Source organism: Rothia sp. 18CD1-1, assembly GCF_055285355.1.
Genome location: NZ_JBUZLI010000003.1, coordinates 303,467 through 329,228 on the forward strand (window position 1 = coordinate 303,467; position 25,762 = coordinate 329,228).

24 protein-coding genes are annotated in these 25,762 nt (G+C 59.3%); 2 read left to right on the forward strand and 22 right to left on the reverse strand.

From position 1 onward, the window contains the following. Positions 1-52: 52 nt before the first annotated feature. From fepB to ACS1BR_RS03495, 4 genes are read right to left on the reverse strand one after another with little or no spacing between them, the layout of a single operon-like run. Positions 53-1,075 (reverse strand): Fe2+-enterobactin ABC transporter substrate-binding protein, encoded by a 1,023-nt coding sequence (fepB, locus tag ACS1BR_RS03480; RefSeq protein WP_463560089.1) that lies wholly within the window; start codon positions 1,073-1,075, stop codon positions 53-55. 38 nt (positions 1,076-1,113) lie between these two features. Then, entirely contained in the window at positions 1,114-1,920 is an 807-nt protein-coding gene (locus tag ACS1BR_RS03485) for an ABC transporter ATP-binding protein (protein WP_463560090.1), read from the reverse strand. Next, positions 1,917-2,978 carry a FecCD family ABC transporter permease gene (locus ACS1BR_RS03490; RefSeq protein ID WP_463560091.1) on the reverse strand — a complete coding sequence of 354 codons (1,062 nt, stop codon included), beginning with the start codon at positions 2,976-2,978 and terminating at the stop codon, positions 1,917-1,919. Before ACS1BR_RS03490 ends, ACS1BR_RS03485 begins: the two co-directional genes overlap by 4 nt. Beyond that, positions 2,975-4,003, reverse strand: a complete 1,029-nt coding sequence (locus ACS1BR_RS03495; RefSeq protein ID WP_463560092.1) for a FecCD family ABC transporter permease — start codon at positions 4,001-4,003, stop codon at positions 2,975-2,977. The genes ACS1BR_RS03490 and ACS1BR_RS03495 overlap by 4 nt, the downstream gene beginning before the upstream one ends. Positions 4,004-4,138: 135 nt before the next feature. Here ACS1BR_RS03495 and ACS1BR_RS03500 point away from each other — a divergent pair, with 135 nt between their 5' ends. Continuing rightward, the gene (locus ACS1BR_RS03500; protein WP_463560093.1) at positions 4,139-5,371 is read left to right on the forward strand and encodes an alpha/beta hydrolase; all 1,233 of its coding nucleotides are present in this window, start codon (positions 4,139-4,141) and stop codon (positions 5,369-5,371) included. Here the strand turns inward: ACS1BR_RS03500 and ACS1BR_RS03505 are convergent. The 13 genes from ACS1BR_RS03505 to rpsJ form a co-directional block, all read right to left on the reverse strand. Then, a complete protein-coding gene (locus ACS1BR_RS03505) occupies positions 5,368-5,610 on the reverse strand; it encodes a phosphopantetheine-binding protein (protein ID WP_463560094.1) in 243 nt (80 codons plus the stop codon). The genes ACS1BR_RS03500 and ACS1BR_RS03505 overlap by 4 nt on opposite strands. Next, the gene (locus ACS1BR_RS03510) at positions 5,603-7,315 is read right to left on the reverse strand and encodes a (2,3-dihydroxybenzoyl)adenylate synthase (protein ID WP_463560095.1); all 1,713 of its coding nucleotides are present in this window, start codon (positions 7,313-7,315) and stop codon (positions 5,603-5,605) included. Before ACS1BR_RS03510 ends, ACS1BR_RS03505 begins: the two co-directional genes overlap by 8 nt. Before the next feature lie 245 nt (positions 7,316-7,560). After that, positions 7,561-7,833: a 30S ribosomal protein S17 gene (rpsQ, locus tag ACS1BR_RS03515; protein ID WP_463560096.1), complete on the reverse strand. Its 273-nt coding sequence runs from the start codon at positions 7,831-7,833 to the stop codon at positions 7,561-7,563. Further along, positions 7,830-8,072 carry a 50S ribosomal protein L29 gene (gene rpmC / locus ACS1BR_RS03520; protein WP_463560097.1) on the reverse strand — a complete coding sequence of 81 codons (243 nt, stop codon included), beginning with the start codon at positions 8,070-8,072 and terminating at the stop codon, positions 7,830-7,832. The genes rpsQ and rpmC overlap by 4 nt, the downstream gene beginning before the upstream one ends. A 5-nt stretch (positions 8,073-8,077) precedes the next feature. Beyond that, on the reverse strand, positions 8,078-8,494 hold the full coding sequence (gene rplP, locus ACS1BR_RS03525) for a 50S ribosomal protein L16 (RefSeq protein ID WP_463560098.1): 417 nt from the start codon (positions 8,492-8,494) through the stop codon (positions 8,078-8,080). Next, the gene (rpsC, locus tag ACS1BR_RS03530; RefSeq protein ID WP_463560099.1) at positions 8,495-9,295 is read right to left on the reverse strand and encodes a 30S ribosomal protein S3; all 801 of its coding nucleotides are present in this window, start codon (positions 9,293-9,295) and stop codon (positions 8,495-8,497) included. Further along, positions 9,296-9,661 (reverse strand): 50S ribosomal protein L22, encoded by a 366-nt coding sequence (rplV, locus tag ACS1BR_RS03535; RefSeq protein WP_463560100.1) that lies wholly within the window; start codon positions 9,659-9,661, stop codon positions 9,296-9,298. It lies immediately after the preceding gene. 66 nt (positions 9,662-9,727) lie between these two features. Next, positions 9,728-10,009 (reverse strand): 30S ribosomal protein S19, encoded by a 282-nt coding sequence (rpsS, locus tag ACS1BR_RS03540; RefSeq protein WP_463560101.1) that lies wholly within the window; start codon positions 10,007-10,009, stop codon positions 9,728-9,730. A gap of 12 nt (positions 10,010-10,021) precedes the next feature. Then, positions 10,022-10,861: a 50S ribosomal protein L2 gene (gene rplB, locus ACS1BR_RS03545; protein ID WP_463560102.1), complete on the reverse strand. Its 840-nt coding sequence runs from the start codon at positions 10,859-10,861 to the stop codon at positions 10,022-10,024. 38 nt (positions 10,862-10,899) lie between these two features. Further along, positions 10,900-11,205 (reverse strand): 50S ribosomal protein L23, encoded by a 306-nt coding sequence (gene rplW / locus ACS1BR_RS03550; protein ID WP_463560103.1) that lies wholly within the window; start codon positions 11,203-11,205, stop codon positions 10,900-10,902. Next, positions 11,202-11,828 (reverse strand): 50S ribosomal protein L4, encoded by a 627-nt coding sequence (gene rplD / locus ACS1BR_RS03555; RefSeq protein ID WP_463560104.1) that lies wholly within the window; start codon positions 11,826-11,828, stop codon positions 11,202-11,204. The genes rplW and rplD overlap by 4 nt, the downstream gene beginning before the upstream one ends. Positions 11,829-11,834: 6 nt before the next feature. Next, on the reverse strand, positions 11,835-12,491 hold the full coding sequence (gene rplC / locus ACS1BR_RS03560) for a 50S ribosomal protein L3 (protein ID WP_463560105.1): 657 nt from the start codon (positions 12,489-12,491) through the stop codon (positions 11,835-11,837). A gap of 14 nt (positions 12,492-12,505) precedes the next feature. Continuing rightward, on the reverse strand, positions 12,506-12,814 hold the full coding sequence (gene rpsJ / locus ACS1BR_RS03565; RefSeq protein ID WP_068169589.1) for a 30S ribosomal protein S10: 309 nt from the start codon (positions 12,812-12,814) through the stop codon (positions 12,506-12,508). Between the two features lie 578 nt (positions 12,815-13,392). Between rpsJ and ACS1BR_RS03570 the strand changes: the two genes are divergently transcribed. Continuing rightward, positions 13,393-16,662, forward strand: a complete 3,270-nt coding sequence (locus ACS1BR_RS03570) for a hypothetical protein (protein ID WP_463560106.1) — start codon at positions 13,393-13,395, stop codon at positions 16,660-16,662. A gap of 267 nt (positions 16,663-16,929) precedes the next feature. Here ACS1BR_RS03570 and tuf read toward each other — a convergent pair whose 3' ends face one another. The 5 genes from tuf to ACS1BR_RS03595 form a co-directional block, all read right to left on the reverse strand. Further along, positions 16,930-18,120, reverse strand: a complete 1,191-nt coding sequence (gene tuf / locus ACS1BR_RS03575) for an elongation factor Tu (RefSeq protein ID WP_463560107.1) — start codon at positions 18,118-18,120, stop codon at positions 16,930-16,932. A gap of 184 nt (positions 18,121-18,304) precedes the next feature. After that, positions 18,305-20,419, reverse strand: coding sequence for an elongation factor G (gene fusA, locus ACS1BR_RS03580; protein WP_463560108.1), 2,115 nt, complete (start codon positions 20,417-20,419; stop codon positions 18,305-18,307). Positions 20,420-20,492: 73 nt separating this feature from the next. Further along, positions 20,493-20,963, reverse strand: coding sequence for a 30S ribosomal protein S7 (rpsG, locus tag ACS1BR_RS03585; RefSeq protein ID WP_463560109.1), 471 nt, complete (start codon positions 20,961-20,963; stop codon positions 20,493-20,495). Beyond that, on the reverse strand, positions 20,963-21,337 hold the full coding sequence (rpsL, locus tag ACS1BR_RS03590; RefSeq protein ID WP_005504939.1) for a 30S ribosomal protein S12: 375 nt from the start codon (positions 21,335-21,337) through the stop codon (positions 20,963-20,965). The genes rpsG and rpsL overlap by 1 nt, the downstream gene beginning before the upstream one ends. Positions 21,338-21,834: 497 nt before the next feature. Next, the gene (locus tag ACS1BR_RS03595; RefSeq protein ID WP_463560110.1) at positions 21,835-25,734 is read right to left on the reverse strand and encodes a DNA-directed RNA polymerase subunit beta'; all 3,900 of its coding nucleotides are present in this window, start codon (positions 25,732-25,734) and stop codon (positions 21,835-21,837) included. Positions 25,735-25,762: the final 28 nt, after the last annotated feature.

Sequence of the window (25,762 nt, forward strand, 5' to 3'; positions counted from 1 at the left end):
GCGGAGCCTACTGCCGCTGACGATAGGCTCCGCTCAAAATATCTAGCGTGAGTTACTGCGCGAAAGACTGCTCAATCGAATCGAGCATGATCATTGCCGAGTAGTAGTCCAGGCGGAAGGTCTCCCCGGGGGTGTAGTAGACCTTGCCGTTTTCTACTGCCGGTGCGGTGTTGAAGGCGGGATCGGTCTCGATCTGCTCCTTGGCGGCTTGGTCTGCCGAAACCGCAATCCAGTTATCGCCGGTCAAACCTTTTTGAACATTTTCCAGGGAAAGATTGACGATATCCTGCCGGTCAGCACCCATGGAGGTGTCCCCCTTGACCGAGTCGGGGATCTCTGCCATGGTGAACCCCAGGCCGGTGAGGATCTGCACCTGCGGAGCCTCGGAGGTTAGGGCCGCAGCACCCGAGCCGTCACCAAAGACGATGAAGGCCGAGGTGCTACCTTCGGGCACGGTGATGTTGTTTTTGACCTCGTTCAGACGCCGATCGTAGTCGGCGATAACGTTCTTGGCGGCGTCCTCATAGCCGGTCGCCTCGGCTATCTTGGTGGTGACGTCCTGCCAGGAGGCGCCGCTGTAGTCGATGACGAGTACCGGGGCCAGCTTGCGCAGCTGGTCAACACTGTCCATAACCGAGTCGCCGCTGTTCTTGGAGACAACGATCAGGTCGGGATTGTATTCGGCAACTTTTTCAAGGTTCGGTGAACTGTTTTCGTAGAGTTTTTCAACGCCGGCGCTCTGTGCCGCCTCGCTCCACTGGGAGAAGAAGCCCTGGTCATCGCTGAGACCGTCCACACCGGGTACGGTTGCCGCGGTGGCGAGAACCGGTGCCCCCACGGCCAGCAGGCTACCGGTCAGAGTGGTGGAGGTTGAGACGATCCTTTCGGGTTTGGCGTCCAGGGTGAGTTCGCCGTCGTCGGTTTGGATGGTGCGCGGCCAGCTGCCCTCTGAGCTGCTGGAGTCAGAAGAGTTCTCCTGCTGGCTGGCGGTGGAGCAGCCGGCTGCAAAGAGCCCGAGGAAGGCCACCAGAACCAGCGCCAGAACTGTGCGCAGTCGGAATGAGCGTGTTCTCATGGATAGGATCTTTCTATGAGTGGGTGAATTGGTGTGGTTCACATCTGTGGATTCGGTGAATCTGCGAGCTGTCCGGGCACCACCATCGGGGTGCCCGACACGGGGTCTTTGATGACGTGTGTGTGCACATCAAAGACGGTGCGTATGTTCTCTTCGGTCACCACCTCCTGCGGTATCCCCTGCACGATCACCTGCCCTTTTTTGAGGGCGATGAGGTGTGTGGCGTAGCGGGCCGCCTGGTTGAGATCGTGGAGGACCGTGACGACGGTTCGATTCTCTTGCCGGTGAAGTTTTTGGCAGAGTTCGAGGACTTCAATCTGGTGTTTGAGGTCCAGGAAGGTGGTCGGTTCGTCCAGCAGGATGGTTTCGGTGTCCTGGGCTAGGACCATGGCGATCCATACGCGCTGGCGTTGCCCGCCGGAGAGCTCGTCGACCGACCGGTGGGCAAGGTCTACGACGTTGGTGAGCTCCATTGCGCGGTGGACGGTGTCGGCATCTTTCACGCTCCACTGGCGAAACAGGCTCTGGTGGGGGGTGCGGCCTTTCGCCACCAGGTCCCTCACCAGCATTTTTTCGGGGGCAATAGCATTTTGCGGTAGCAGCCCCACGGTGCGGGCAACCTCTTTGGTGTTGAGTCGGCCTATGTTCTTCCCGTTAAGTTGAATATCGCCTTTTAAGGGGGGCAGGATACGGGCCAGGGATTTGAGAAGGGTTGATTTGCCGCAGGCGTTAGGGCCGACGATGACGGTGAACTCGCCCGCCGGTATGTCGAGGCTGAGATCCCGACAAATAACGGTGCTGTCATAGCCCAGGTCGGCGTGGTGTAGTGCAAAGCGTGCGTTCACAGTTTCTTTCTCGTTTCTGCCGTGAGGAGGCCGAGGAAGTAGAGACCACCGAGGGCTGAGGTGATGATACCCACGGGTAAAGAGTCGAAGAGGGCCTGGCTCAGCACATCCGATCCGAGGAGGAGCAGGGCGCCGGTGAGGCCGGAGGCGATCAGGGGTGCGGTAAAGCTGCGGCACAGGCTGCGCGCAATATGGGGGGCCAGCAGGGCAATGAAGGAGATGGGGCCGGCGACCACCGTGGAGAGGGCGACCAGAGCCACACCAATAATCACCAGGGAGGACTGGACAGCTTGCAGGGGCAAACCAAAGGTGATGCTCAGCTCGTTGCCCAGTGAAAGTGTCTCCAGGGTTTTGCTCAAGAGCATGGCCAGCGCACAGACCACCGCGATTCCGCCGATACAGACCGCGGCAACTTCCCAGCCAACATTGGCCAGGGTCCCGGTGATCGCCTTGAGAGCGCCGTAGGCGACATCCGAGTCTGCCCGCACGATCAGCCAGCGGTTAAAGGAACCCAGCATGGAGCTGACCGCGATACCGCCCAGGATTAGACGCAGGCCACCAAAGCCGCCTTTGAAGGACAGCGCGTACACAACGGCCCCGGAGAGCAGACCTCCGATGAGCGCAAAAACGGTGACGGACGCCAGGGAGCTGCCCACCAGGATCACCGCGCAGAGGATGCCGGTTTGGGCCCCCATGGTAAAGCCGATGAGATCGGGGCTTCCCAGGGGGTTTCGGGTGAGCGTCTGAAAGATAGAGCCGGATATGCCCAGGGCAATCCCCACGGCGAGGGCAGCGGCAACCCGGGGCAGGCGCCACTGCACGAGGATGAGGCGCTGCCCGTTTGTCCCCTGTCCGCTGAGCACCTGGAGTACGGTGTCGTGGCCCATGGAACTGCCGCCTACGCCAAGGGCCCATATGCCGAGAGCAACACTGGCCAGTAGCAGGACACCGCTCACCAGCACCACACGACGGTTGGCCAGAATGCTCAGGGGGCCAACCCGCAAACACGTGTCCTGCGGTAGTGCCCCGGTGACGGCAGCTGCACGGGTTATTTTCATGAGCGTGTCCCCCGCATCCTGTAGACCAGCAGCAGGAGGACGGGCGAGCCAACAAAAGCGGTCAGCAGTCCCACCTGCATCTCGGCGGGGCGCACCAGTAGTCGTCCCACAATATCTGCGCTCAGAACCAGAACCGGGCCCATCACCGCGCAGGCGGCAATGATCCAGCCCCGGTGTGCACCGACCAGGGTGCTGGCAAAGTAGGGAACCATCAGGCCCACAAAACCAATGGGGCCGGCTGCTGCGGTGGCTACCGCGCACAGCAGGGTGAGGGCGATGAGCGCGAGCGCTCGGACCACCGCGACTCGGGTGCCCAGGGCGGTTGCCGCGTCATCACCCAGAGCGAGGGCGGAGATGCCGGGGGTGATGGCGATGATGAGGAGCAGGGCCGCCGCAGCCGGTACGGCCAGGGCCGCCACGGAAATGTCGGTGCGGGTGAGCGCACCGACATCCCAGAATCTGAAGGTGTTGAAGGCGGTGGGGTTGATCATGAGCAGGGCGCTGGTTGCTCCGCCAGCTGCCATGGAGAAGGCGACACCGGCCAGGACCAGGCGTACGGGTGAGCCCCCCTGGGGGCCGGCGCGTCCGATCAGGTAGACAACCACCGAGGCGAGGCAGGCTCCCAGGAGGGCTAAAAAGAACTGGGCTGCGGTGCTGTGTGCCGAGAGCAGTGCCGCGCCGGCAGCGATAGCCAGGGAGGCCCCGGCGTTGACTCCCAGCAGGCCCGGGTCGGCGAGGGGGTTGCGCGTGACCGCCTGCATGACCGCTCCCGCTACGGCCAGGCATAGGCCCACCAGGATCCCTATCAGGGTGCGGGTGACGCGCAGGCCGTTGACAATGTAGCTGTCGTTGGATTCGTCGGGGTGTTGGAGGTAGTGAAATACATCGTGGGCCGGTATGGGGGAACTTCCGATGAGGAGGGATCCCACCACGCACAGGCCCAACAGGAGGGCGCAGATCAGCAGGATCAGGACTCGGCTGACTCGGATAGAGCCCGCGGCGCGAGTCTGTGTGTGCTGTGCCATTGGAGAACCCTCAACATGTAGTCACGGAAGATCTGACCTCATTTTTATTATGCTGACCTTATTTATAACATAGTTGTGTCTTAATTTGAATTTATGTATCCCTCAAAATTAACGATTGGGGAAGAGAATCCCACCATGGATCGACTCTCAGAAACAGAGATCGACTGGCTCGGTACCGTCGGTAGCGGGGTGTTCACCCCCACCGTACCGCCGCGCGATGACCGAGCCGCGGTCACCGCACGCCTGCGCGCACTCGTCGATACTCACCCATCCCCCGGCCCCCTTCAGGGAGTGTTCTTCGAGGACACCGACGATCCCTCCACGCTGGCCCTCACCCTGGTCTACCCCGCCCCGACCGGCGACGAACGCCTGGTGTTCGTGCTCGATACCGTCACGCACATGCACAAGCACAACCTGGATCCCCTCCTACTCGATCGGATAACCATCGGCACCCGGGTTTTTCACGCCGGCACCTTCTATATCCCCGCCTCACTGATCAGCACGGCCGGGATTATCCGCACCACCGCCCGCCATCTTGATTCGATCACCGAAAGGAGCCAGTGGCGGCAGTTTTTTGCCCGGGTTCTCCCTCTGCACCCTCTGGGGGCTCAGAGCCCGCAGGCCGCCACCGCCTCCGTCATCGACGGTGCCCGGCGCAGTATTCACCCGCTGCCACCGCCGGAGCCCGAGACCCGGGGAACTTTTGCCTCGGTACCCGCCCGAAAGGTCAACGGGGCCGTCAACCTTGCTCTCTACGGCGCCCGGAACCCGGACTATCTTCTACTGGTGGCCGATGGCGACAGGTACCGCGACAGCGGCCTGATCCACGGTATAGACAGGCTCAACGCCCGGGGCTTCTCCGCAGCCGCCCTACTGTTCTGGCCGGATCAGCCCGAAGAGCGCAGTATGCTACTCGGTGGCGGGGAGGTGTTAGCCCCCTTTCTGGAGAACACCGTCCTGCCCTGGGTCGGGCAGCATCTAGCGCTCCCGGACGCCCGGCACCGTATTATTGCCGGAGGCTCCCTGGGCGGGCTAGCAGCGGCCGAGCTGTGCGGCTACTTCCCGCAGATTGCCCGCTGCGCCACGGTGCAGTCCGCCTCCTGGTGGTGGAACGATCTAGACCCGCAGACACCCGAGGGTGTTCGACTCATCCGCTGGAAAAACCGGCGGCCCCCCGCCGGTATCCAACTCTTTGTGGAGGTGGGCAGCTACGAGGGCTACCTGCTGTCCTGGAACAGGGCCTTCCGCGATGTCCTCCGAGAACAGGGCACCCCCCACACCTACCGGGAATACTCCGGCGGACACGATTACGCCTGCTGGAGCCGGGGCCTGATCGATTCGCTGGCTTTTTTCTCCGCTACCCGCTAAAGCCCGTCGGACGGGGTCTCGGCTGATCTCAGCAGCATACCCACCGTGGGATCGGCAATAAAGTCGGGAAATTCCACCGTTATGCCCATATCAGCGAGGTCGTCCAGCAGCGCGAACACACCCATCGAGTCAAGCCCCAGCTGTACAAGGTCCTGGGTGGGGTCGGCAAAGGCCCCCTCCAGCGCATCGGGGTCCCCGATATACCGAGCCAGCACCGTTCTCAGTTTTTCCCTAAGCATGATTCTCCTTGTCTGTCAGCACAATATCGAGGAGGGCAGCTCGCACATCTCGACGCGAGACTTTGCCGACATTGGTCAGCGGCAGCTGCTCCATAACCCGCACATTTTCGGGGATTTTGAAGGGGCTGATCGAGTGCCGTTCAAAATGTTTGCGCACGGTATCCCGGGCGTTGTCCCCCAGGCTTCTGCCCCTCTGCGGCACCACAACCAGGCAGATGCGCTCCCCCACCTTGGAATCCGGTAGGCCCAGGGCAACAGCGTCGAAAATATCGGGGTGTGTGAGCGCCACGTCTTCAATTTCGTCAACCGCGATCTTCTCGCCGTTTCGGTTGATCTGGTCTTTTGCCCGGCCCGTTACCTCGAGGTTCCCGCTCGGGTGTATTTTCACGATGTCACCGGTGATGTAAAAGCCGTCGGGGGTGAAGCTCTTGGCGTTGATGGCCGGCTCATCGTAGTAGCCTCGAATGGTGTAGGGGCCCCGGGTGAGCAGGTGGCCGCTGTGCCCCGGCTCTACCGGCCGGTCACGATCATCGAGGATCAGCAGCTCGTCCAGCGGGCTTATCGGCCGCCCCTGGGTCTGTATCCGCTGCTGCTGTGAGTCTTCTGCCCTCGTGTAGTTGACCAGGCCCTCGGCCATACCGAACACCTGCTGTAGTTCTCCGCCCAGCACGGGGGTCACCTGTTCCGCTACGGATCGGGCCAGTTTTGCCCCGCCGATCTGAATACGTTTGAGGGAGGACAGGTCCGGGTTGCGTCTTTGGGCCGAGGAGATCCATGCCTGGGCAAGCGGGGGCACCAGCTGCACGATCTGAACCCTCTCCCGCTCCACCAGCTTGAATGCAGTCTGCGGGCTCGGGTCGGCGGCGAAGACTGTGGCGGCCCCCACGTGGAGGGACCCCAGAATACCGGCTGAGCTCATGGTGAAGTTATGGGCGGCCGGTAGGACCACCAGCAGGGTACTTTCGGCGTCCAGACCACAGATTTCGGCCGAGGCCCTCACCGAGTACAGGTAGTCTGCGTGGGTGCGGGGAATAAGTTTGGATACCCCGGTGGTTCCGCCCGACAGCTGGAGGAAAGCCACCTGCTCGCTCTTGCGCACCCGATCCGTGTTATAGACCTCAGGGAGCGGCTCCGGTGCCGGGAAGGCTTTCCGCCGCGGTGAACGATTGCTGACGTCGATAGCAATGAGCCGGTCACCGCTTGCGGCCTCAACAGCCGCGGCTGTCTTGCGGTGCACCGCTTCCATGTCAGCTCCGTCTTGGAGGGCTGAGTACACGTGCGCCACCGCGCCCGATTTCAGGGCGAAATGCTTCAGGTCTGCCGCCCGGTGCGCCGGCAGGCAGAAGACGGGAAGCGCACCCGCCCAGAATGTTCCCAGAAGGTAGGCCATATATTCGGCGATATTGGGTAGCTGAAGCAGCACCCTGTCTCCGGGGCGCACCCCCTCAGCCCGCAAACGAGCCGCAGCGCGCCTACCCGCCTCCTCCATATCCCGGTAGGTCCAGCGCACCTCACACACCTGCCCTTCTTCGGTCCCCTCGGCGTGGGACAGGGCAACCACCGCAAGACTGTGAGCGTGGTCCCGGCAACTCTGCTCCAAAAATTCCGGGATAGTTTGATCCACCCACAGGCCCTCCTGACGGTAGCGGACAGCGCACTCTTCGGGGATCAGCGGGGTCGGTTTCAGCTGTGCTTGAGGTCTCACGGTTTCTCCTCCGATGGGACGGACATGCCAGTACAGGCGGTGTCTCCCTCGGCGGAGAAACCGGGCACATCCCCTCCCATAAAATTTACGAGACTGTATCAACAAAGCCTAACCTTACCTTGAGATGAGGGTAGCCAACAAGCTGTGTTGGATACGTTTCCCCGTCCACAACAACAAAAAGAGCCCCGGCCCTTGACAAGGGCCGGGGCTCTGCTGCGGTTTAAGCCGGAAAAAATGTTGTCAGCCTATTTGGCTTTCTCGATAATCTCCACCACACGCCACCGCTTGGTAGCGGAAACCGGGCGGGTCTCCGACAGCAGAACAAGGTCGCCAACACCCGCGGTGTTCTGCTCATCGTGGGCCTTGATCTTGCTGGAACGACGCATCACCTTGCCGTAGAGGGCGTGCTTGACGCGGTCCTCCACCTCAACGACAACGGTCTTATCCATCTTGTCAGACACCACGTAGCCGCGGCGGGTCTTGCGGTAGCCGCGCTCTTCGGTCTTTACTTCACTCACTTGGCTTCACCTTCGATTTCGGGACGAATACCGAGTTCACGCTCACGCAACACGGTATAAATACGTGCAATATCGCGCTTGACGGAACGGATACGACCGGGATTTTCAAGCTGGCCGGTGGCTGCCTGGAAACGGAGGTTGAACAGCTCCTCCTTCGATTTACGCAGCTCCTCTGCCAGAGCCTCATCGGTTAGCTCAACGAGCTTGTCGATGCTCAGATCCTTTGATCCAACTGCCATGTCGCTTACTCACCACCTTCACGGCGCACAATGCGTGCCTTCATCGGGAGCTTGTGGATCGCAAGACGCAAAGCCTCACGAGCCACCTCTTCGGATACACCGGAAATCTCGAACATCACTCGACCCGGCTTGACGTTTGCCACCCACCATTCGGGCGAACCCTTACCGGAACCCATACGGGTTTCAGCGGGCTTCTTGGTCAGCGGGCGGTCGGGATAAATATTGATCCAGACCTTACCGCCGCGCTTAATGTGGCGGGTCATTGCAATACGGGCAGCTTCAATCTGACGGTTGGTCACATAGGCCGGTGTCAGAGCCTGAATACCCCACTCACCAAAGGATACGGTGGTACCGCCTTTAGCGAGACCGCTGCGCTTGGGGTGGTGCTGTTTACGATACTTTACTCGACGGGGAATAAGCATTTATGCCTCACCGTTTTCTGCAGTCGTGGCTTCAGCGTTCACCGAAGCGTTGTCGTTGCGACGTTCGCGACGGGGACCGCGGCCACCACGGCGCCGCTCGCCGTCACGGGGTCCGCGCCCACGGCGGTTACCCGATGCGGCCTGCTGGGCAGCAAGTTCCCTGTCGGTGAGGTCGCCCTTGTAGATCCACACTTTCACACCGATACGGCCGAAAGTTGTTTTTGCTTCAAAGAAACCGTAGTCGATATTCGCCCGCAGGGTGTGCAGGGGCACACGGCCTTCGCGGTAGAACTCGGAGCGTGACATTTCGGCCCCGCCCAGGCGGCCGGAGCACTGGATACGGATACCCTTGGCACCGGCACGCTGTGCCGACTGGATCGCCTTCTTCATGGCGCGGCGGAAAGCGACACGGGAAACAAGCTGTTCCGCAATGCCCTGCGCCACCAGCTGTGCCGAGAGGTCAGGCTGAGCAACCTCAAGGATGTTCAGCTGAATCTGCTTGCCCGTTAGCTTCTCGAGCTCACCGCGGATACGATCAGCCTCTGCACCGCGGCGGCCAATCACAATACCCGGGCGTGCGGTGTGGATATCCACCCGGACGCGATCACGGGTACGCTCGATCTCTACCTTGGCGATACCTGCCCGCTCCATCCCCTTGGAGAGGAGCTCACGAATCTTGACGTCCTCACGAACGAAGTCTGCGTAGCGTTCGCCGTCTTTGTTGGAGTCCGCGAACCACTTAGATACGTGCCCGGTGGTGATGCCAAGTCGGAAACCGTTGGGGTTAATCTTCTGACCCATTTAGCGGTCCTCCTCCTTTTCTGGGGTAGCGACTACCACGGTGATGTGGCAGGTGCGCTTGTTGATACGGTATGCCCGGCCCTGCGCACGAGGCTGAAAACGCTTCATGGTGGGGCCTTCATCTACGTATGCTTCGCTAATAACAAGCTCTTCTTCCCGGAAAGCAACACCTTCGGTGCCGGCCTTCTGGCGAGCGTTTGCAATAGCCGATGCAACAATTTTGTATACCGGTTCCGAAGCACCCTGGGGGGCGAACTTCAGAATCGCCAGAGCCTCTTCCGCCTGCTTACCACGGATCAGGTTGACGACTCGGCGTGCCTTCATAGGCGTGACGCGGATGTAGCGCGCTGATGCCTTAGCTTCCATTGCCTATCTTTCTTTCGTCTTATGCCGAAAGGAAAACGTTTCTAGTCACCGGAGAATCTCCGATCACTAGCGACGCTTACCCTTCCGGTCGTCCTTCACGTGGCCACGGAATGTGCGGGTCGGTGCAAACTCGCCGAGCTTGTGGCCGACCATGGACTCGGTGATGAACACGGGTACGTGCTTGCGTCCGTCGTGCACTGCGATGGTGTGCCCGAGCATGTCGGGAACAATCATCGAGCGGCGGGACCAAGTTTTGATAACGTTCTTGGTGCCCTTCTCGTTCTGAGCTGCAACCTTCAGGTAAAGGTGCTGGTCAACGAAAGGGCCTTTCTTCAAACTACGAGGCATGTTTTAGGCTCCTTAGCGCTTCTTCTTGCCAGTACGACGGCGACGAACGATGAGCTTGTCGCTTTCCTTGTTGGGACGGCGGGTGCGGCCCTCGGGCTTACCCTTGGGGTTGACCGGGTGACGGCCACCGGAGGTTTTGCCTTCACCACCACCGTGAGGGTGGTCAACCGGGTTCATGACCACACCGCGCACGGTCGGGCGGATACCCTTCCAGCGGTTACGGCCGGCTTTACCCCAGTTGATGTTGGACTGCTCTGCGTTACCCACCGAGCCAACGGTTGCCCGGCAACGGGCGTCCACGTTGCGGATTTCGCCGGAGGGCAGACGCAGCTGGGCGTACTTGCCTTCCTTGGCGACCAGCTGGATGGAGGCACCGGCAGAGCGACCCATTTTAGCGCCGCCACCGGGGCGGAGCTCTACAGCGTGAATCACGGTACCCACGGGGATATTGCGCAGCGGCAGGTTATTACCGGGCTTAATATCTGCCGAGGGGCCGGACTCTACGGTGTCGCCCTGGCTGAGTCTGCTGGGGGCGATAATGTAGCGCTTGGTGCCGTCAACATAGTGGAGCAGGGCGATGCGGGCGGTACGGTTGGGGTCGTACTCGATGTGCGCAACGCGGGCGTTTACGCCGTCTTTGTCGTGGCGACGGAAGTCGATCAGACGGTACTGGCGTTTGTGCCCGCCACCCTTGTGGCGGGTGGTGATACGACCGCTGTTGTTGCGGCCGCCCTTCTTGGGAAGCGGACGCACCAGGGACTTTTCCGGGGTTGAGCGGGTGATTTCGGAGAAATCAGAAACGCTCGAACCGCGGCGGCCCGGGGTTGTCGGCTTGTATTTACGAATACCCATTTAGTATTTCTTTCCTTCGCTAAAGTGGTCTCCGCGGGCTAGGCCTGCGGACCGCCGAAGAGGTCGATGGTTCCTTCTTGGAGGGTCACAGTCGCGCGCTTGGTGTCCTTACGAGAACCCCAGCCGGTGCGGGTGCGCTTACGCTTGCCAGCACGGTTAGCGGTGTTAACAGAAGCAACCTTGACACCGAAAATAGATTCGATGGCATATTTGATTTCTAATTTGTTTGAGCGGGGGTCAACAATGAAGGTGTACTTGCCCTCATCGAGTTGGCCGTAGCTCTTCTCCGACACGACGGGAGCGATAATCACGTCGCGGGGGTCTTTATGGGTAGAGACGCTCATGAGTTAGCGGCCTCCTTCTTAGCCTGTGATGCAACTGCAACAAACACGTCGTAGGCGTCCTTGGTGAAGATAACGTCGTCAGATACCAGCACGTCATAGGTGTTGAGCTGGTCCACGTAGAGGACGTGCACTTTCTCCAGGTTGCGCGCCGAGAGCGCGGTGAGATCTTCTTTACGCTCGATCACCAGCAGCACATTTTTACGGTCGGTAATGCTTGCAAGAGAAGCCTTCATTGCCTTGGTCGACGGCTTGGGGCCCTCAACCAGGTTCTCTACCACGTGCACGCGATCGTGGCGGGCACGGTCGGAGAGAGCACCGCGTAGGGCAGCTGCAATCATTTTCTTGGGGGTGCGCTGTGCGTAGTTTCGGGGGGTCGGGCCGTGGACAACGCCGCCGCCGGTCATGTGCGGGGCACGGACCGAACCCTGACGTGCGCGGCCGGTACCCTTCTGCTTGAAGGGTTTGCGACCGGAACCGGAAACTTCGCCGCGGTTTTTGGTCTTGTGGGTACCCTGACGTGCCGCAGCCAGCTGGGCTACAACTACCTGGTGAAGCAGGGGCACTGATGCCTTTGCGTCAAACAGGTCGGCAGGCAGGTCTACCTTGACGGTCTTGACAGCCATGGTTGATTAGGCTCCCTTCACAGCGGTGCGAACCAAAACAACGCCGCCTTTGGGACCGGGGATTGCACCCTTGATCAGCAGGACATTGTTTTCGGTATCTACACCCTGGATAGTCAGGTTCAAAGTGGTGTGGCGTGCTGCGCCCATACGGCCAGCCATGCGCGTCCCCTTGAACACGCGTGCGGGGTAGGATGCGCCGCCAATCGATCCAGGTTTGCGGTGGTTTTTGTGGGCACCGTGCGATGCACCAACACCCGCAAAGCCGTGGCGCTTCATAACGCCGGCAAAACCTTTACCCTTGGTTTTGCCCACGACGTCAACTTTCTGGCCCTCCTCAAAGAGCTCTACCGAAAGTTCCTGTCCGGGAGCGTAGTCAGCGGCGTCCGATGTGCGAATTTCAACGAGATGACGGCGGGGGGTTACACCGGCCTTTTCGAAGTGGCCAGCCAGAGGCTTGGTCACCTTACGCGCCTCGATAGCGCCGAAACCAATCTGGATAGCCCGGTAGCCGTCAGTTTCCTGGTTGCGCACCTGGGTGACAACATTGGAGTCGGCTTTGACCACGGTGACCGGAATGAACTTGCCGTTGGCATCCCAGACCTGGGTCATGCCGAGTTTGGTGCCCAGAAGGCCCTTCACCTGGCGCTCGAATTTGTTACTCATTTAGATGCGATCCTCTACAGCTTGATTTCGATGTTCACGTCTGCCGGGAGGTCAAGACGCATGAGGGCATCAACAGCCTTGGGGGTCGGATCAACGACGTCGATCAGACGCTTGTGCGTGCGCATTTCAAAGTGCTCGCGGCTGTCCTTGTACTTGTGAGGCGAACGAATAACGCAGTAAACGTTCTTTTCGGTCGGCAGCGGCACCGGGCCCACCACCGTCGCGCCTGCACGCGTAACCGTCTCAACAATTTTCCGAGCTGAAGAATCAATAACCTCGTGGTCGTATGATTTCAGACGGATGCGGATTTTCTGTCCCGCCATCTGTCGGACTCTCTTTCTTGTCTACTTCCCTGTAATGGGGCCTGAGCCCCTTTGTCTGGCGCTTGAGGTAAAGAGGTGGATTGGCCTCCCGATCAAGATGCGGGAGAGCTAGAGCACCGCCTTCGCGCCGCCTGCAACGGGCTGAATCCGACCTGATATGCCGGGTTCCTCACCCCGTTCAAGCACCGACCCCCGAACTCGGGCGTGTCGCATAAAAACCGCGCACTTATCCCTTGGCCTGCCGGAACCGGGTCATATTTGGGCTTATTATCGTCGCATTTTATTGCGTTTATTGCTTCTACGGTCCCACCGACCGAGCGTCTCGGCTATGGGACAGCGAGAAATAAGCACTTGAACAACGTTTCTATTCTTACAGACAGCAGAAACAAGGGCAAGCCAGCAGATAAAAAGTGCCTCTTTTCACAGAAATATGGGGGATATTTGTCATCATAAGAGCCCATACCTGCGCTCTCAAGCCCGGCGCACCGGCATTTGCAGTCGCCTGTGCACTACTCTTTGGGGATAACTCAACATTGCACGGTTATAGGTTATAGACATACAGAAAAGGTGGCCGTCACATGACCCAGCCCCCAGAGAATACACCCCTACCCGAGGAAAACCACGCGGCTCCCCCGCCGGGGGAAAACCGCAGGCCCCTGTTTCCAACGGTGAACCCCAGACGATTTGAAAACTTTATGCTCAACATCGTCCTCTACGTTGGTTCCCTTCTGCTGGTCAGTGCGGCAGCCCTCTTTATCACCGAGGTAGCACCGGTTGCCCTGCGGATCGGCCTGCTGGCTCTGGGTGCGGTTGTTTTCTATACAACCGGTCTTGTTCTCTACCTCAGGGTTGGTAGGCTGCGTATCGCCTCGTACTCTTTCACCGCAACCGGTATCGCCCTGATCCCCCTGGTAGGTATCGCAACCTATATCCTGCTCTGGCACAACGGGGTTGCCCTCTGGTTTATCACCTCCCTGGTGGGAACCCTAGCGGTTGCTTTTGCCTCCCGCTTTATGCAGTCACGGGTCATGGCCTACCTTTTTATCTCTTTCCTTGTGTCAGATACTCTCTCGGCGAGCAAGGTCTTCGATTTTGCTTTCATCTGGTATTTCGTGGTGCTGCTGGTTTTGGCCACCGCTCTGAAAATCTTTCTCACCTACCTTTCACCGCGGCTACCTCGCTCCTATGAGCGGGGACTCCTCGATGCCTCCTACATCTTTGTCCCCGCAATCACGTGCGCAACCTTTGCCCTCTACAACCACTTCGAATACTGGGAGCTAGCCCTCATCTTTGCGCTTGAAACCGGCTACGCTATCTTCTTTTTTCTGCAGGAGAAAGATCTTCTCTTCTACATTCAGGCACGAATCTACCCTGTGGTTACCGCAACAACAGTGGCTCTCTGGGGTGCAGAAAACGGGTCCCTCTCCCCCTACACCCCTTGGGCTGTAGCGCTTCTCGCCCTGCTTCTGAGCTGGGCCGTTATCTATACCTGGTCCCGGACCGGGGGCAACCAGCCGGTGCGTCTCTCGGTGGCATACTCGCGCAAACACCCCGTCCTCAACCTGGATATCGACCTCTATATCACCCTCTGGGTCAGTTCCGCCCTGCTGGTACTTACCGAGCTGATCCATACCCGGTACCTGAGCGACCTTGGCCTGCCAACGGTGCAGCGGGGATCCCTCCGCCTCTTCTGGCTTTCACCCATCTGGTCCGCCCCCGGCCACCTTGATCTGGCCCCCTGGGTTCTTCCCGTGTGCGTCATCGTCGCCACCGGTTTTCTCAAGCCGCGACTCACAAGGCAGCTCTTTCTCCCGCTGGCACTCGTCACCGGTCTCGTACCGACCCTCATCATTCACATCAACGGTGGCAGCCTTATTCTGCTCTCCCTGGCGCTGATTCTCCTCGTCACCGAGAAAACCAATCCTCAGGCGGTCGTCTACCGGGTGCTGGGCACAATCGTTCTAGCTGCCGCCCTGATTCTGGGAATCTACAGCATCTATACCGACTTGAGTTTCCCCAGGCTCTTGCTCATCGTGGCCTTCGTGCTGAGCGGCGCCTCCATCTATCTGGCCCTGCGCCACCGCGAAAATCCCGCACAGGGGGAACCATCCTACAGCGCTATTCTCTCTATACCGCTCATCGCCGGTATCTTCGCCCTCTTCAGCGCCTTCAATCACACGTCCGCATTCGGCCAAGACCTAGCCCATCTTTCCGCCTCCACGGCATTCTTCGTGGTGCTCTACGTCCTCACCACGGCCATGATCAGCCTGGCTCTCCAGGTACTCGGCGAGGTGTCCTACAGTACCGGTCGCGATAACCCCGGGGCAGCGGTGGCTCTCTTGGGGACCGCTCTGTTTCTTTTCTCCGTCGCGTTTGCCCCCGGTTTTGCCGCGTCGGTGCGCATTATCGAACCCATAGCCCTCATCGCCACCCTCATCGCCGGAGCCTTCCTCTTCAGGGCTCTGCCTCTCCAGGTGACCGCAATATACGCCCGGATCCTTCTGGGCTGGATCACTGTCCTCCTGGTACTCGACAACTATAGGGGGTCCAGCTCACTGGTCCTGCTCATCTTCTTCCTGGCCATCTCGCTGAGCTCTTTCTTCCTCTACCGGTACTCCTCGTTCAAAAGAGCGGAACTGGTGATCGGTACGGTCAGCCTGTGGCTCTCCCTTCCCACCCTGCTCTATGTCCTCGAAGATCACGGCGACGGCTGGTCGGATATCGGCTACTGGCTCCTTGCCCTTGCGGTGGCCGCTGTCTGGACTCTCAGCAAACGCAAGGCGGTACTCCCCGTCCTCGGCGCGATACTCTTCGCCGCCCTCTTCCGCATTCTGGTACAGATAGTCATCGACAGGGACTACCCCCGGGGTCTCACTGCGTGGAATTCTCCCCCGGTGCTTCTGCTCTTTGGCACCCTGGCTATTGCGGCTATCGCCCTGGTCACCGCCATGTTGATGCCAGATTTTGAGTCCCGGTCGTCCGGTGAAAAACCCTCCCGGTCAGCCGAGCCGGCCCCGGCCACAAACTCCGCGGCGGGGCTCCCCGGCCGCCTGGATCCTCGGCGGAACAGACTGCTCAGCATAACAGTCCTTATCCCGGTCTCAATCACCGTTGGTATCACCCAGCATTATTCCCGGTCCTCTCTACCGGCAGCACTGGGCATATTTCTACTCTTCATTCTATGGGGAATGATTTCCCGCCCCCACGTCCGGGTAGGCGTATGGGTCGCCGGCTTGGGGATCGCCCTCATCAGGGCCTACGGTATGTATAACTATGACGGTGAAGCCACGGTGTTCATCATCTTCCTGGAGAGCATATCCGTTCTCTTCATGGCGGTCAGCGCCGCCCAAATCTACCGCCACCAGAAACTCCACGTGCCCTATGACCAGATACACAGCTGGATAGCCTGGGGCATACTGGCACTCACCACGGCCATTCAGCGCGCTGAAGTAGCCGATCACCCGGCATCTTTCTCACCGCAGCTACTGCTTATACTCCTCAGCATAGGGGTGCTTTTCCTCGCTTTTTTCCAGCGGACAAAGGTACTCGGTGTTTTCTCGGCAGCCCTGATTACCTACCACATCATACGGATCTTCTCCGGGGCTAATCCGCTCACCCTTCTTATCCTGGGCGCCGCCCTCATCGGCTTTGTTATCTTCCGGCTGCTCACCCGCGCCGGTGACCCCGACGAGGACTCACAGCCCAGCTTCTTCGTGAGACACGACGATAACAACGATCCACCGGCAGAGACCGCGCAGCAGTCTGCCCCCGTCCAGCAGAGCGTCAGCCCCTGGGATCCACCGCAGAACCAAGAAACCCTGCCCTGGAAAGACCCGGATAAAAAATAACACCCGCACACAAGGCGGGGGGCTTCCGGAATATTCCGGAAGCCCCCCGCGGCATGAGTTGGTCGCTACGGATAATAGAGGTCATGCACGCCTTGGAGGGTCACAAAAACCAGAAACTCTGCCGGAATAGACCCGCTGAGGGCATAGACTATATTTCCTTTCAAACCGATAATAAAACCTCAACACGGAAAAGGCGCCCTATCCGCGGATAGAGCGCCTTTCTGGCTAACTAGTCGAGGCCTAAGCCCCACTAGACAATCAAGAACCTTACTTGAGGATCTTGGTCACGCGGCCGGAACCAACGGTACGGCCACCCTCACGGATAGCGAAGCCAAGCCCCTCTTCCATAGCGATAGGCTGGATGAGCTCAACAGTCATCTCAGTGTTATCGCCGGGCATAACCATCTCGGTACCCTCGGGGAGAGTAATAACACCGGTCACGTCAGTGGTACGGAAGTAGAACTGAGGACGGTAGTTGGAGTAGAAGGGGTTGTGGCGGCCACCCTCATCCTTGGACAGAATGTAGACGTTTGCCTCAAAGTCGGTGTGCGGGGTAATCGAGCCCGGCTCCACAACAACCTGGCCGCGCTCAACGTCGTCACGCTTGAGACCGCGAAGCAGCAGGCCACAGTTCTCGCCAGCCCACGCCTCGTCGAGCTGCTTATGGAACATCTCGATACCGGTAACGGTGGTCTTCTGCAGGGGACGGATACCAACGATCTCAACCTCAGAGTTGATCTTGAGGGTACCGCGCTCGGCGCGACCGGTCACCACGGTGCCGCGGCCGGTAATGGTGAAAACGTCCTCGATGGGCATCAGGAAGGGCTTGTCGGTTTCACGAACCGGGTCCGGAATGTAGGTGTCAACAGCCTCCATGAGCTCCTCGATCTTGGCAACCCACTCAGCGTCGCCTTCGAGAGCCTTCAGAGCGGAGACGCGGATAACCGGTGCCTCATCGCCATCGAACTCCTGGGAAGACAGCAGTTCACGAACTTCCATCTCCACCAGGTCCAGAAGCTCTTCGTCCTCAACCATATCGGACTTGTTGAGAGCAACCAGCAGGGTGGGCACACCCACCTGGCGGGCAAGCAGCACGTGCTCGCGGGTCTGGGCCATGGGGCCGTCGGTTGCGGCAACCACCAGGATTGCGCCGTCCATCTGGGCGGCACCGGTGATCATGTTTTTCACGTAGTCAGCGTGACCGGGGGCGTCCACGTGTGCGTAGTGACGCTTCTCGGTCTGGTACTCGATGTGAGCAATGTTAATGGTAATACCGCGCTGGCGCTCCTCGGGAGCGGAGTCAATCATACCGAAATCGCGCTGCTCGTTCAGGTCGGGGTACTTGTCTGCAAGTACCTTGGAGATTGCAGCGGTCAGGGTAGTCTTACCGTGGTCAACGTGACCGATGGTACCAACGTTTACGTGAGGCTTGGAGCGCTCAAACTTAGCCTTAGCCAAGGGTGTTCCTCCTAGAACGATTTTGAAAATATGCACTCGGGGTTTCGCACCGGCGCAACCCGTTAGAAAACGGTCTAGCGTCTACCTTAGCGGATTAGGCCGGTGAGATGAAACCACCTGCATCTTTCACATGGTTATTTTTCTTGAAATAGGGTGCGGCCCGTACGGGCCGCGCTGTGCGGGCTTATTCGCCGCGGCTCTTCTGAACAATCTCGTCGGCAACTGTCTTGGGAACCTCAGCGTAGCTGTCAAAGGTCATCGAGTACACCGCCCGGCCCTGGGTCTTGGACCGCAGGTCACCGATGTAGCCGAACATTTCAGACAGCGGAACCAGGGCGTGAACAATCTTGACACCGGCTGCGTCCTCCATCGACTGGATATGTCCGCGACGCGAGTTGAGGTCACCGATAACATCGCCCATGTACTCCTCGGGGGTGCGCACCTCAACGGCCATCACCGGCTCCAGCAGAACCGGGTTAGCCCGTTTTGCACCCTCACGGAAGACCATGGATCCGGCGATCTTGAAGGCCATCTCAGAGGAGTCAACATCGTGGTAGGCACCGTCAACCAGGGTTGCCTTGACACCGACAACGGGGTAACCGGCAAGAATACCCAGCTGCATGGCGTCCTGGATACCCGCATCAACGGAGGGGATGTATTCGCGGGGAACACGGCCACCGGTGATAGCGTTATCGAACTCGTAGAGCTCCTCGGCATCCAGCGGAATCGGCTCGAAGCTGACCTGCACCTTTGCAAACTGACCGGAGCCACCGGTCTGCTTCTTGTGGGTGTAGTCGACCTTCTCCACCGGCTTCTTGATGGTTTCACGGTAGGCAACCTGGGGCTTACCCACGTTTGCCTCAACCTTGAATTCGCGCTTCATGCGGTCAACAATAATATCCAGGTGAAGCTCGCCCATACCGCCGATCTCGGTCTGGCCGGTTTCCTCATTGAGGGAGACCGTGAAGGTGGGATCCTCGGCGGAGAGCTTCTGAATAGCCGTTGACATTTTCTCCTGGTCACCCTTGGTCTTGGGCTCAATCGCCACAAAGATCACGGGTGCGGGGAAGGTCATGGACTCCAGCACAATCGGGTGTGCCGAATCACTGAGGCTGTCGCCGGTTGTGGTGTCTTTAAGACCGATAGCCGCATAGATGTGGCCGGCCTGGATCTCCTCCACCGGGTTCTCCTTATTGGAGTGCATCTGGAAGAGTTTGCCGATACGCTCTCTCTTGCCCTTGGTCGAGTTGAGCACCTGCTCACCCTGCTTGGCTTTACCGGAGTACACGCGAATGTAGGTGAGCTGGCCGTAGAAGGGGTGTGCTGCCACCTTGAAGGCCAGTGCCGCAAAGGGCTCCTCCGATGACGGCTTGCGGGTAAGCTCTGCCGATTCGTCCTTGGGGTCGTGCCCAATCATGGGGGGGACATCCAGGGGCGAGGGAAGGTAGTCGATCACGGCGTCGAGCATGGGCTGTACGCCGCGGTTTTTGAAAGCCGACCCGCAGAGCACGGGGTAAGCCTCACTGTTGATGGTCATCTGGCGAATACCGGCCTTGAGCTCATCGAGGGACAGCTCACCCTCTTCAAGGTACTTTTCCATGAGCTCTTCGGAGGACTCGGCAACGCTCTCCATCAGTTCGGCACGGTACTGTTCCGCCCGTTCTTTGAGGTCGTCGGGAATCTCCCGGGTTTCGTAGGATGCCCCCATGGTCACGTCGCCCTTGGCATCGCCGGGCCAAACGTATGCCTGCATGGTGAGCAGGTCTACGACTCCCATAAAATCGGACTCGGCACCGATGGGCAGCTGCAAAACCAGCGGCTTCGCACCCAGGCGCTTGATAATGGTGTCGACGGTGAAGTAGAAGTCTGCACCCAGCTTATCCATTTTGTTGACAAAGCAGATACGGGGTACCTCGTATTTGTCAGCCTGGCGCCACACGGTTTCAGACTGGGGCTCCACGCCCTCCTTGCCGTCGAAAACAGCGACCGCACCGTCAAGGACGCGCAGCGAGCGCTCAACCTCAACGGTAAAGTCGACATGGCCGGGTGTGTCGATGATGTTGATCTGGTTGTTCTTCCAAAAACAGGTGGTAGCCGCGGAGGTAATAGTGATACCGCGTTCCTGCTCCTGGGCCATCCAGTCCATGGTTGATGCACCGTCGTGGGTCTCACCGATTTTGTGGTTAATACCGGTGTAGAACAGAATACGTTCGGTGGTGGTGGTTTTACCGGCGTCAATGTGCGCCATAATACCGATATTGCGGACCTGTTTCAGGTCGGTAAGCACGTCTTGTGCCACTTATTTCTCCCTTGTGAGATACTCCGAAAGCCTGCCGGAAGAGGAAGCCCTCTCGCGACAGGCAAGCGGAGAATTACCAGCGGTAATGTGCGAAAGCCTTATTGGATTCTGCCATCTTGTGTGTGTCTTCACGGCGCTTGACCGCGGCACCGAGACCGTTGGAGGCATCGAGGATCTCGTTCATGAGACGCTCGGTCATGGTCTTTTCGCGGCGGAGCTTTGCGAAACCGACAAGCCAGCGCAGCGCCAGGGCGGTTGCGCGGCCCGAGCGTACTTCCACGGGAACCTGGTAAGTTGCCCCGCCGACGCGGCGTGAGCGGACCTCCAGAGATGGCTTGACATTGTCCATTGCCTTTTTGAGGGTTGCCACGGGCTCCGAGCCGGTCTTCTGGGCCACCCCTTCCAGTGCACCGTAGACAATGCGCTCGGCGGTAGATTTTTTACCGTCCTTGAGAACTTTATTGATGAGCTGGGTAACCAGCGCGGAACCGTATACGGGATCGTTAACGAGAGGACGCTTGGGAGCGGGACCTTTACGAGGCATTACTTCTTCTCCTTCTTAGCGCCGTAGCGGGAGCGGGCCTGGCCTCGCCCCTTAACACCCTGAGTATCCAGGGCGCCACGAACAATCTTGTAACGAACACCGGGGAGGTCTTTGACACGGCCACCGCGCACGAGCACGATGGAGTGTTCCTGCAGGTTGTGGCCTTCGCCGGGAATGTATGCGGTTACCTCAACGCCGCCGTTGAGCTTAACACGGGCTACTTTACGCAGTGCCGAGTTCGGCTTTTTGGGTGTGGTGGTGTACACGCGGGTGCACACACCGCGTTTCATGGGGTTGCCCTTCAGCGCGGGCGCCTTGGTCTTGACGACCTTAGGAGTACGGCCCTTGCGGACCAACTGTTGAATTGTTGGCACATTATCTCCTGATAATCGGGCCGATTTTTTCACGGCCCTACAATCTTCTGGCTTCAGCTGCGGCGGACGCAGTTGAGTTTTCTTGGTGAAGCGAACATAGGGTCTCATCGTGGCGATGAGTATTTCTGAGCAAAACTTCTGGGCACACATAAAAATGGCATTTAGGTGCCAGGTCACACCTGACCAGCACCAGAGGACTGTATCCATACTGCCATTGATTCGAACCCGTTTAGCTCGGCTCCGTCAACGCCGGCCTTCACAGGGGTGAGTATGCCTGCCGGGCAGTGGAGCGTAAAAGCTAAGTACTTCGTATAGAAGTCTAGCGCTTGTGAGACCGTTAATCTACCCGAGATGGCACATATTTCACCGACACGGGCATAGGACGTAGAGATCTTTACCACCTCCAGACGGGAATAGGTGGGGGCCACCCACCAGGATGGCCCCCACCTATTTTTCATTGCCCAGAAACTTCCGGCGGTTTCCGACCGAGCTAGCGACTACTTCCCGAAATCATAGTCATCGAGAGGAATCGCCTGAAACTCAGCCGAGATAGACCCCTCGTTTTCAGCCGCATAGCTGAAATCGTTGAATCCACCGGCAGATGCCTGGAAGATCTGCTCACGCGCCTCGTCGGTGGGCTCAACCTCAATATCGTTGTAGCGGGCTAGACCGGTACCGGCGGGGATGAGCTTACCGATAATAACGTTCTCCTTGAGACCGACCAGCGGGTCCTCCTTCCGCTCCATAGCCGCCTGGGTCAGCACCCGGGTGGTCTCCTGGAAGGAAGCGGCCGACAGCCAGGACTCAGTGGCCAGCGACGCCTTGGTAATACCCATCATCTCGGGACGGCCCGCAGCCGGGCGCTTACCCTCGGCCAGCGCCTTGCGGTTAGCGTTACGGAACAGGGTGTTCTCCACCAGTTCACCGGGCAAAAGATCGGTGTCACCGGAATCAATCACGGTCACCCGCCTCAACATCTGCCGCACAATAACCTCAACGTGCTTGTCGTGGATACCCACACCCTGGGAACGGTACACTTCCTGCACCTCGTCAACCAGGTGCTTCTGAGCCTCACGGGGCCCGCGGATACGCAGCACCTCCTTGGGGTCAACCGCACCGGCCACCAGCTGGTCGCCCACCTCCACATGGTCGCCCTCGGCAACGTTGAGACGGGCCCGGCGCAGCACCGGGTAGGTCACCGGCTCATCACCGTTATCGGGGGTGATCACAATCTTGAAGGACTTGTCGGTATCCTCAAAACTGACCCTACCCGCAACCTCAGAGATCGGGGCCACACCCTTGGGGGTGCGGGCCTCGAACAGCTCCTGAATACGGGGCAGACCCTGAGTAATGTCATCAGCCGAAGCCACACCGCCGGTGTGGAAGGTACGCATGGTCAGCTGTGTACCGGGCTCACCGATAGACTGGGCGGCAATAATACCGACAGCCTCACCAATATCAACCAGGTTACCCGAGGCCATCGACCGGCCGTAGCACTGGGCGCACACGCCCACCGCCGACTCGCAGGTCAACACCGAACGCACCCTGACCTGTCGGATACCGGCCTTGAAAAGCTTATCGATCACGATGTCGGAGACATCGTCACCGGCTTTGGCCAGCACGGTGCCGTCCTCGGCCGTCACATCGACAGACAGGGCACGACCGTGAATAGAGCTCTCCACGTTTTCGTGCAGGGAGACCGCACCGGTCTCTTCGTTGACCTCCACCAGCGGAAGGTTGAGGCCGCGGCGGGTACCGCAGTCTTCCTCACGCACAATCACGTCCTGAGAAACGTCAACCAGGCGGCGGGTCAGGTAACCGGAGTTTGCGGTACGCAGCGCGGTATCAGCCAGACCCTTACGCGCACCGTGGGTAGCGATAAAGTACTCGAGCACGGTCAAGCCCTCACGGTAGGACGACTTGATCGGGCGCGGCATAATCTCACCCTTGGGGTTGGCCACAAGGCCGCGGATCCCGGCAATCTGGCGAACCTGCATCCAGTTACCGCGCGCCCCCGAGGTCACCATACGGTTGATCGTGGTGTTCAGGTGAGACAGATTATCTTTCATGGCATCGGCAACCTCATCGGTTGCTTTCGTCCAGATATCGATCAGCTCGGTACGGCGCTCATTATCGTCAATCAGACCCATATCGAACTGGCTCTGAATATCGGATGCCTGCTTCTCGTAGCTCTCCATGATGGCGGGCTTGGTCGGCGGGGCAGCGATATCGGAGACCGCCACGGTCACCCCGGAGCGGGACGCATAGTAGAAGCCCGTATCTTTCAGGTTATCCAGCGACCTGGCCACCACGTGCATGGGGTATTTCTCCGCCAAATCGTTGATCAGCGAGCCCAAGCTCTTCTTGTCCGCGATCTCGCCGTACCAGGGGTAGTCTTCCGGGAGTGCCTCGTTGAAAATTACCTGGCCCACCGTGCACTCGAACAGGATCGGCTCCCCCTCGGTGTAGCCCTCCGGGTAGTCAAAATCCTCGGGTAGCACCAGCTCGTCGGGGGCAAAGAGAATCTTCACCTTTGAGTAAAGCTCAATCTCGTGCAGGTCAAGCGCCATCAGCGCCTCGGCCAGAGAGGAGAAGGTGCGGCCCTCGCCGGGAGCATCGTCACGCGGGGTGGTCAGGTGAAAGAGACCGATAATCATGTCCTGGTCAGGAACAGCAACCGGGCGCCCGTCTGAGGGCTTGAGGATGTTGTTCGAGGAGAGCATGAGAATACGCGCCTCAGCCTGTGCCTCGGGTGAGAGCGGCAGGTGCACGGCCATCTGGTCGCCGTCAAAGTCGGCGTTGAAGGCCGAGCAGACCAGCGGGTGCAGCTGAATAGCCTTACCCTCAACCAGCTGGGGTTCAAAAGCCTGGATACCCAGCCGGTGCAGGGTGGGGGCGCGGTTGAGCAGCACGGGGTGCTCGGTGATGATCTCCTCAAGAACATCCCACACCTGGGGGCGGGAACGCTCCACCATACGCTTAGCCGACTTGATATTCTGGGCGTGGTTGAGATCAACCAGACGTTTCATCACAAAGGGCTTAAAAAGTTCCAGCGCCATCTGCTTGGGTAGGCCGCACTGGTGCATTTGCAGCTGCGGGCCACCCACAATCACCGAACGCCCCGAGTAGTCAACGCGCTTACCCAGCAGGTTCTGGCGGAAACGACCCTGCTTACCCTTGAGCATGTCTGACAGGGACTTCAGCGGGCGGTTACCGGGGCCGGTGACCGGGCGGCCTCGGCGGCCATTATCGAAGAGCGAGTCCACCGCTTCCTGGAGCATCCGCTTCTCGTTATTGACGATGATCTCGGGGGCACCGAGGTCAAGCAGACGCTTAAGACGATTGTTACGGTTGATCACCCTGCGGTAGAGGTCGTTGAGGTCGGAGGTGGCAAAACGCCCACCGTCGAGCTGCACCATGGGGCGCAGCTCCGGCGGAATCACCGGCACGGCCTCAAGCACCATACCCAGAGGAGAGTTGCTGGTGGTCAGGAAGGAGTTGACAACCTTCAGCCTCTTCAGGGCACGGGTCTTCCGCTGCCCCTTACCGGTCTGAATAATCTCGCGCAGCGACTCGGCCTCGGCCTCCATATCAAAGTTCTCCAGGCGCTTCTTAATCGCATCGGCACCCATAGAACCCTCAAAATATACACCGTAGCGGTCAACCATGGCGCGGTAGAGGGCCTCGTCCCCCTCAAGGTCGGCAACCTTGAGGTTCTTAAACCGGTCCCACACCTTCTCGTTGAACTCTAGCTCCTGCGTAATATTCTTCCGCACGCTAGCCATCTGCCGCTCCGCTGCCTCGCGCAGCTTGCGCTTCTCGGCAGCCTTACCGCCCTCAGCCTCAATACGGGCCAGTTCCTCTTCGGTTTCGCGGGCAATCAGGTTGATATCGGCATCGAGCTGATCCTCCAGTGCCTTACGGTCACGCTGGTAGGCTGCCTCCAGGTTAGGAAGGTCATCGTGACGAGCTTCCTCGTCAACAGCGGTAATCATGTAGGCGGCAAAATAGATGATCTTCTCAAGATCCTTGGGCGCCAGGTCAAGGAGGTAGCCCAGGCGGGAGGGCACACCCTTGAAGTACCATATGTGGGTCACCGGGGCGGCCAGCTCAATATGGCCCATACGCTCCCGGCGCACCTTGGCACGGGTCACCTCAACGCCGCAGCGCTCACAGATAATACCCTTGAAACGTACGCGCTTGTACTTGCCGCAGTAGCATTCCCAATCCCGGGTGGGGCCAAAGATACGCTCGTCAAAGAGCCCCTCCTTCTCCGGCTTCAGGGTGCGATAGTTAATGGTTTCGGGTTTCTTGACCTCGCCGTAAGACCAGTTGCGGATATCCTCGGCGGTAGCCAGGCCAATACGCATCAAACCGAGTGAAGATTCGTTGGACATTTGGTCCTTATCTCTTTTCAGTAGTTGT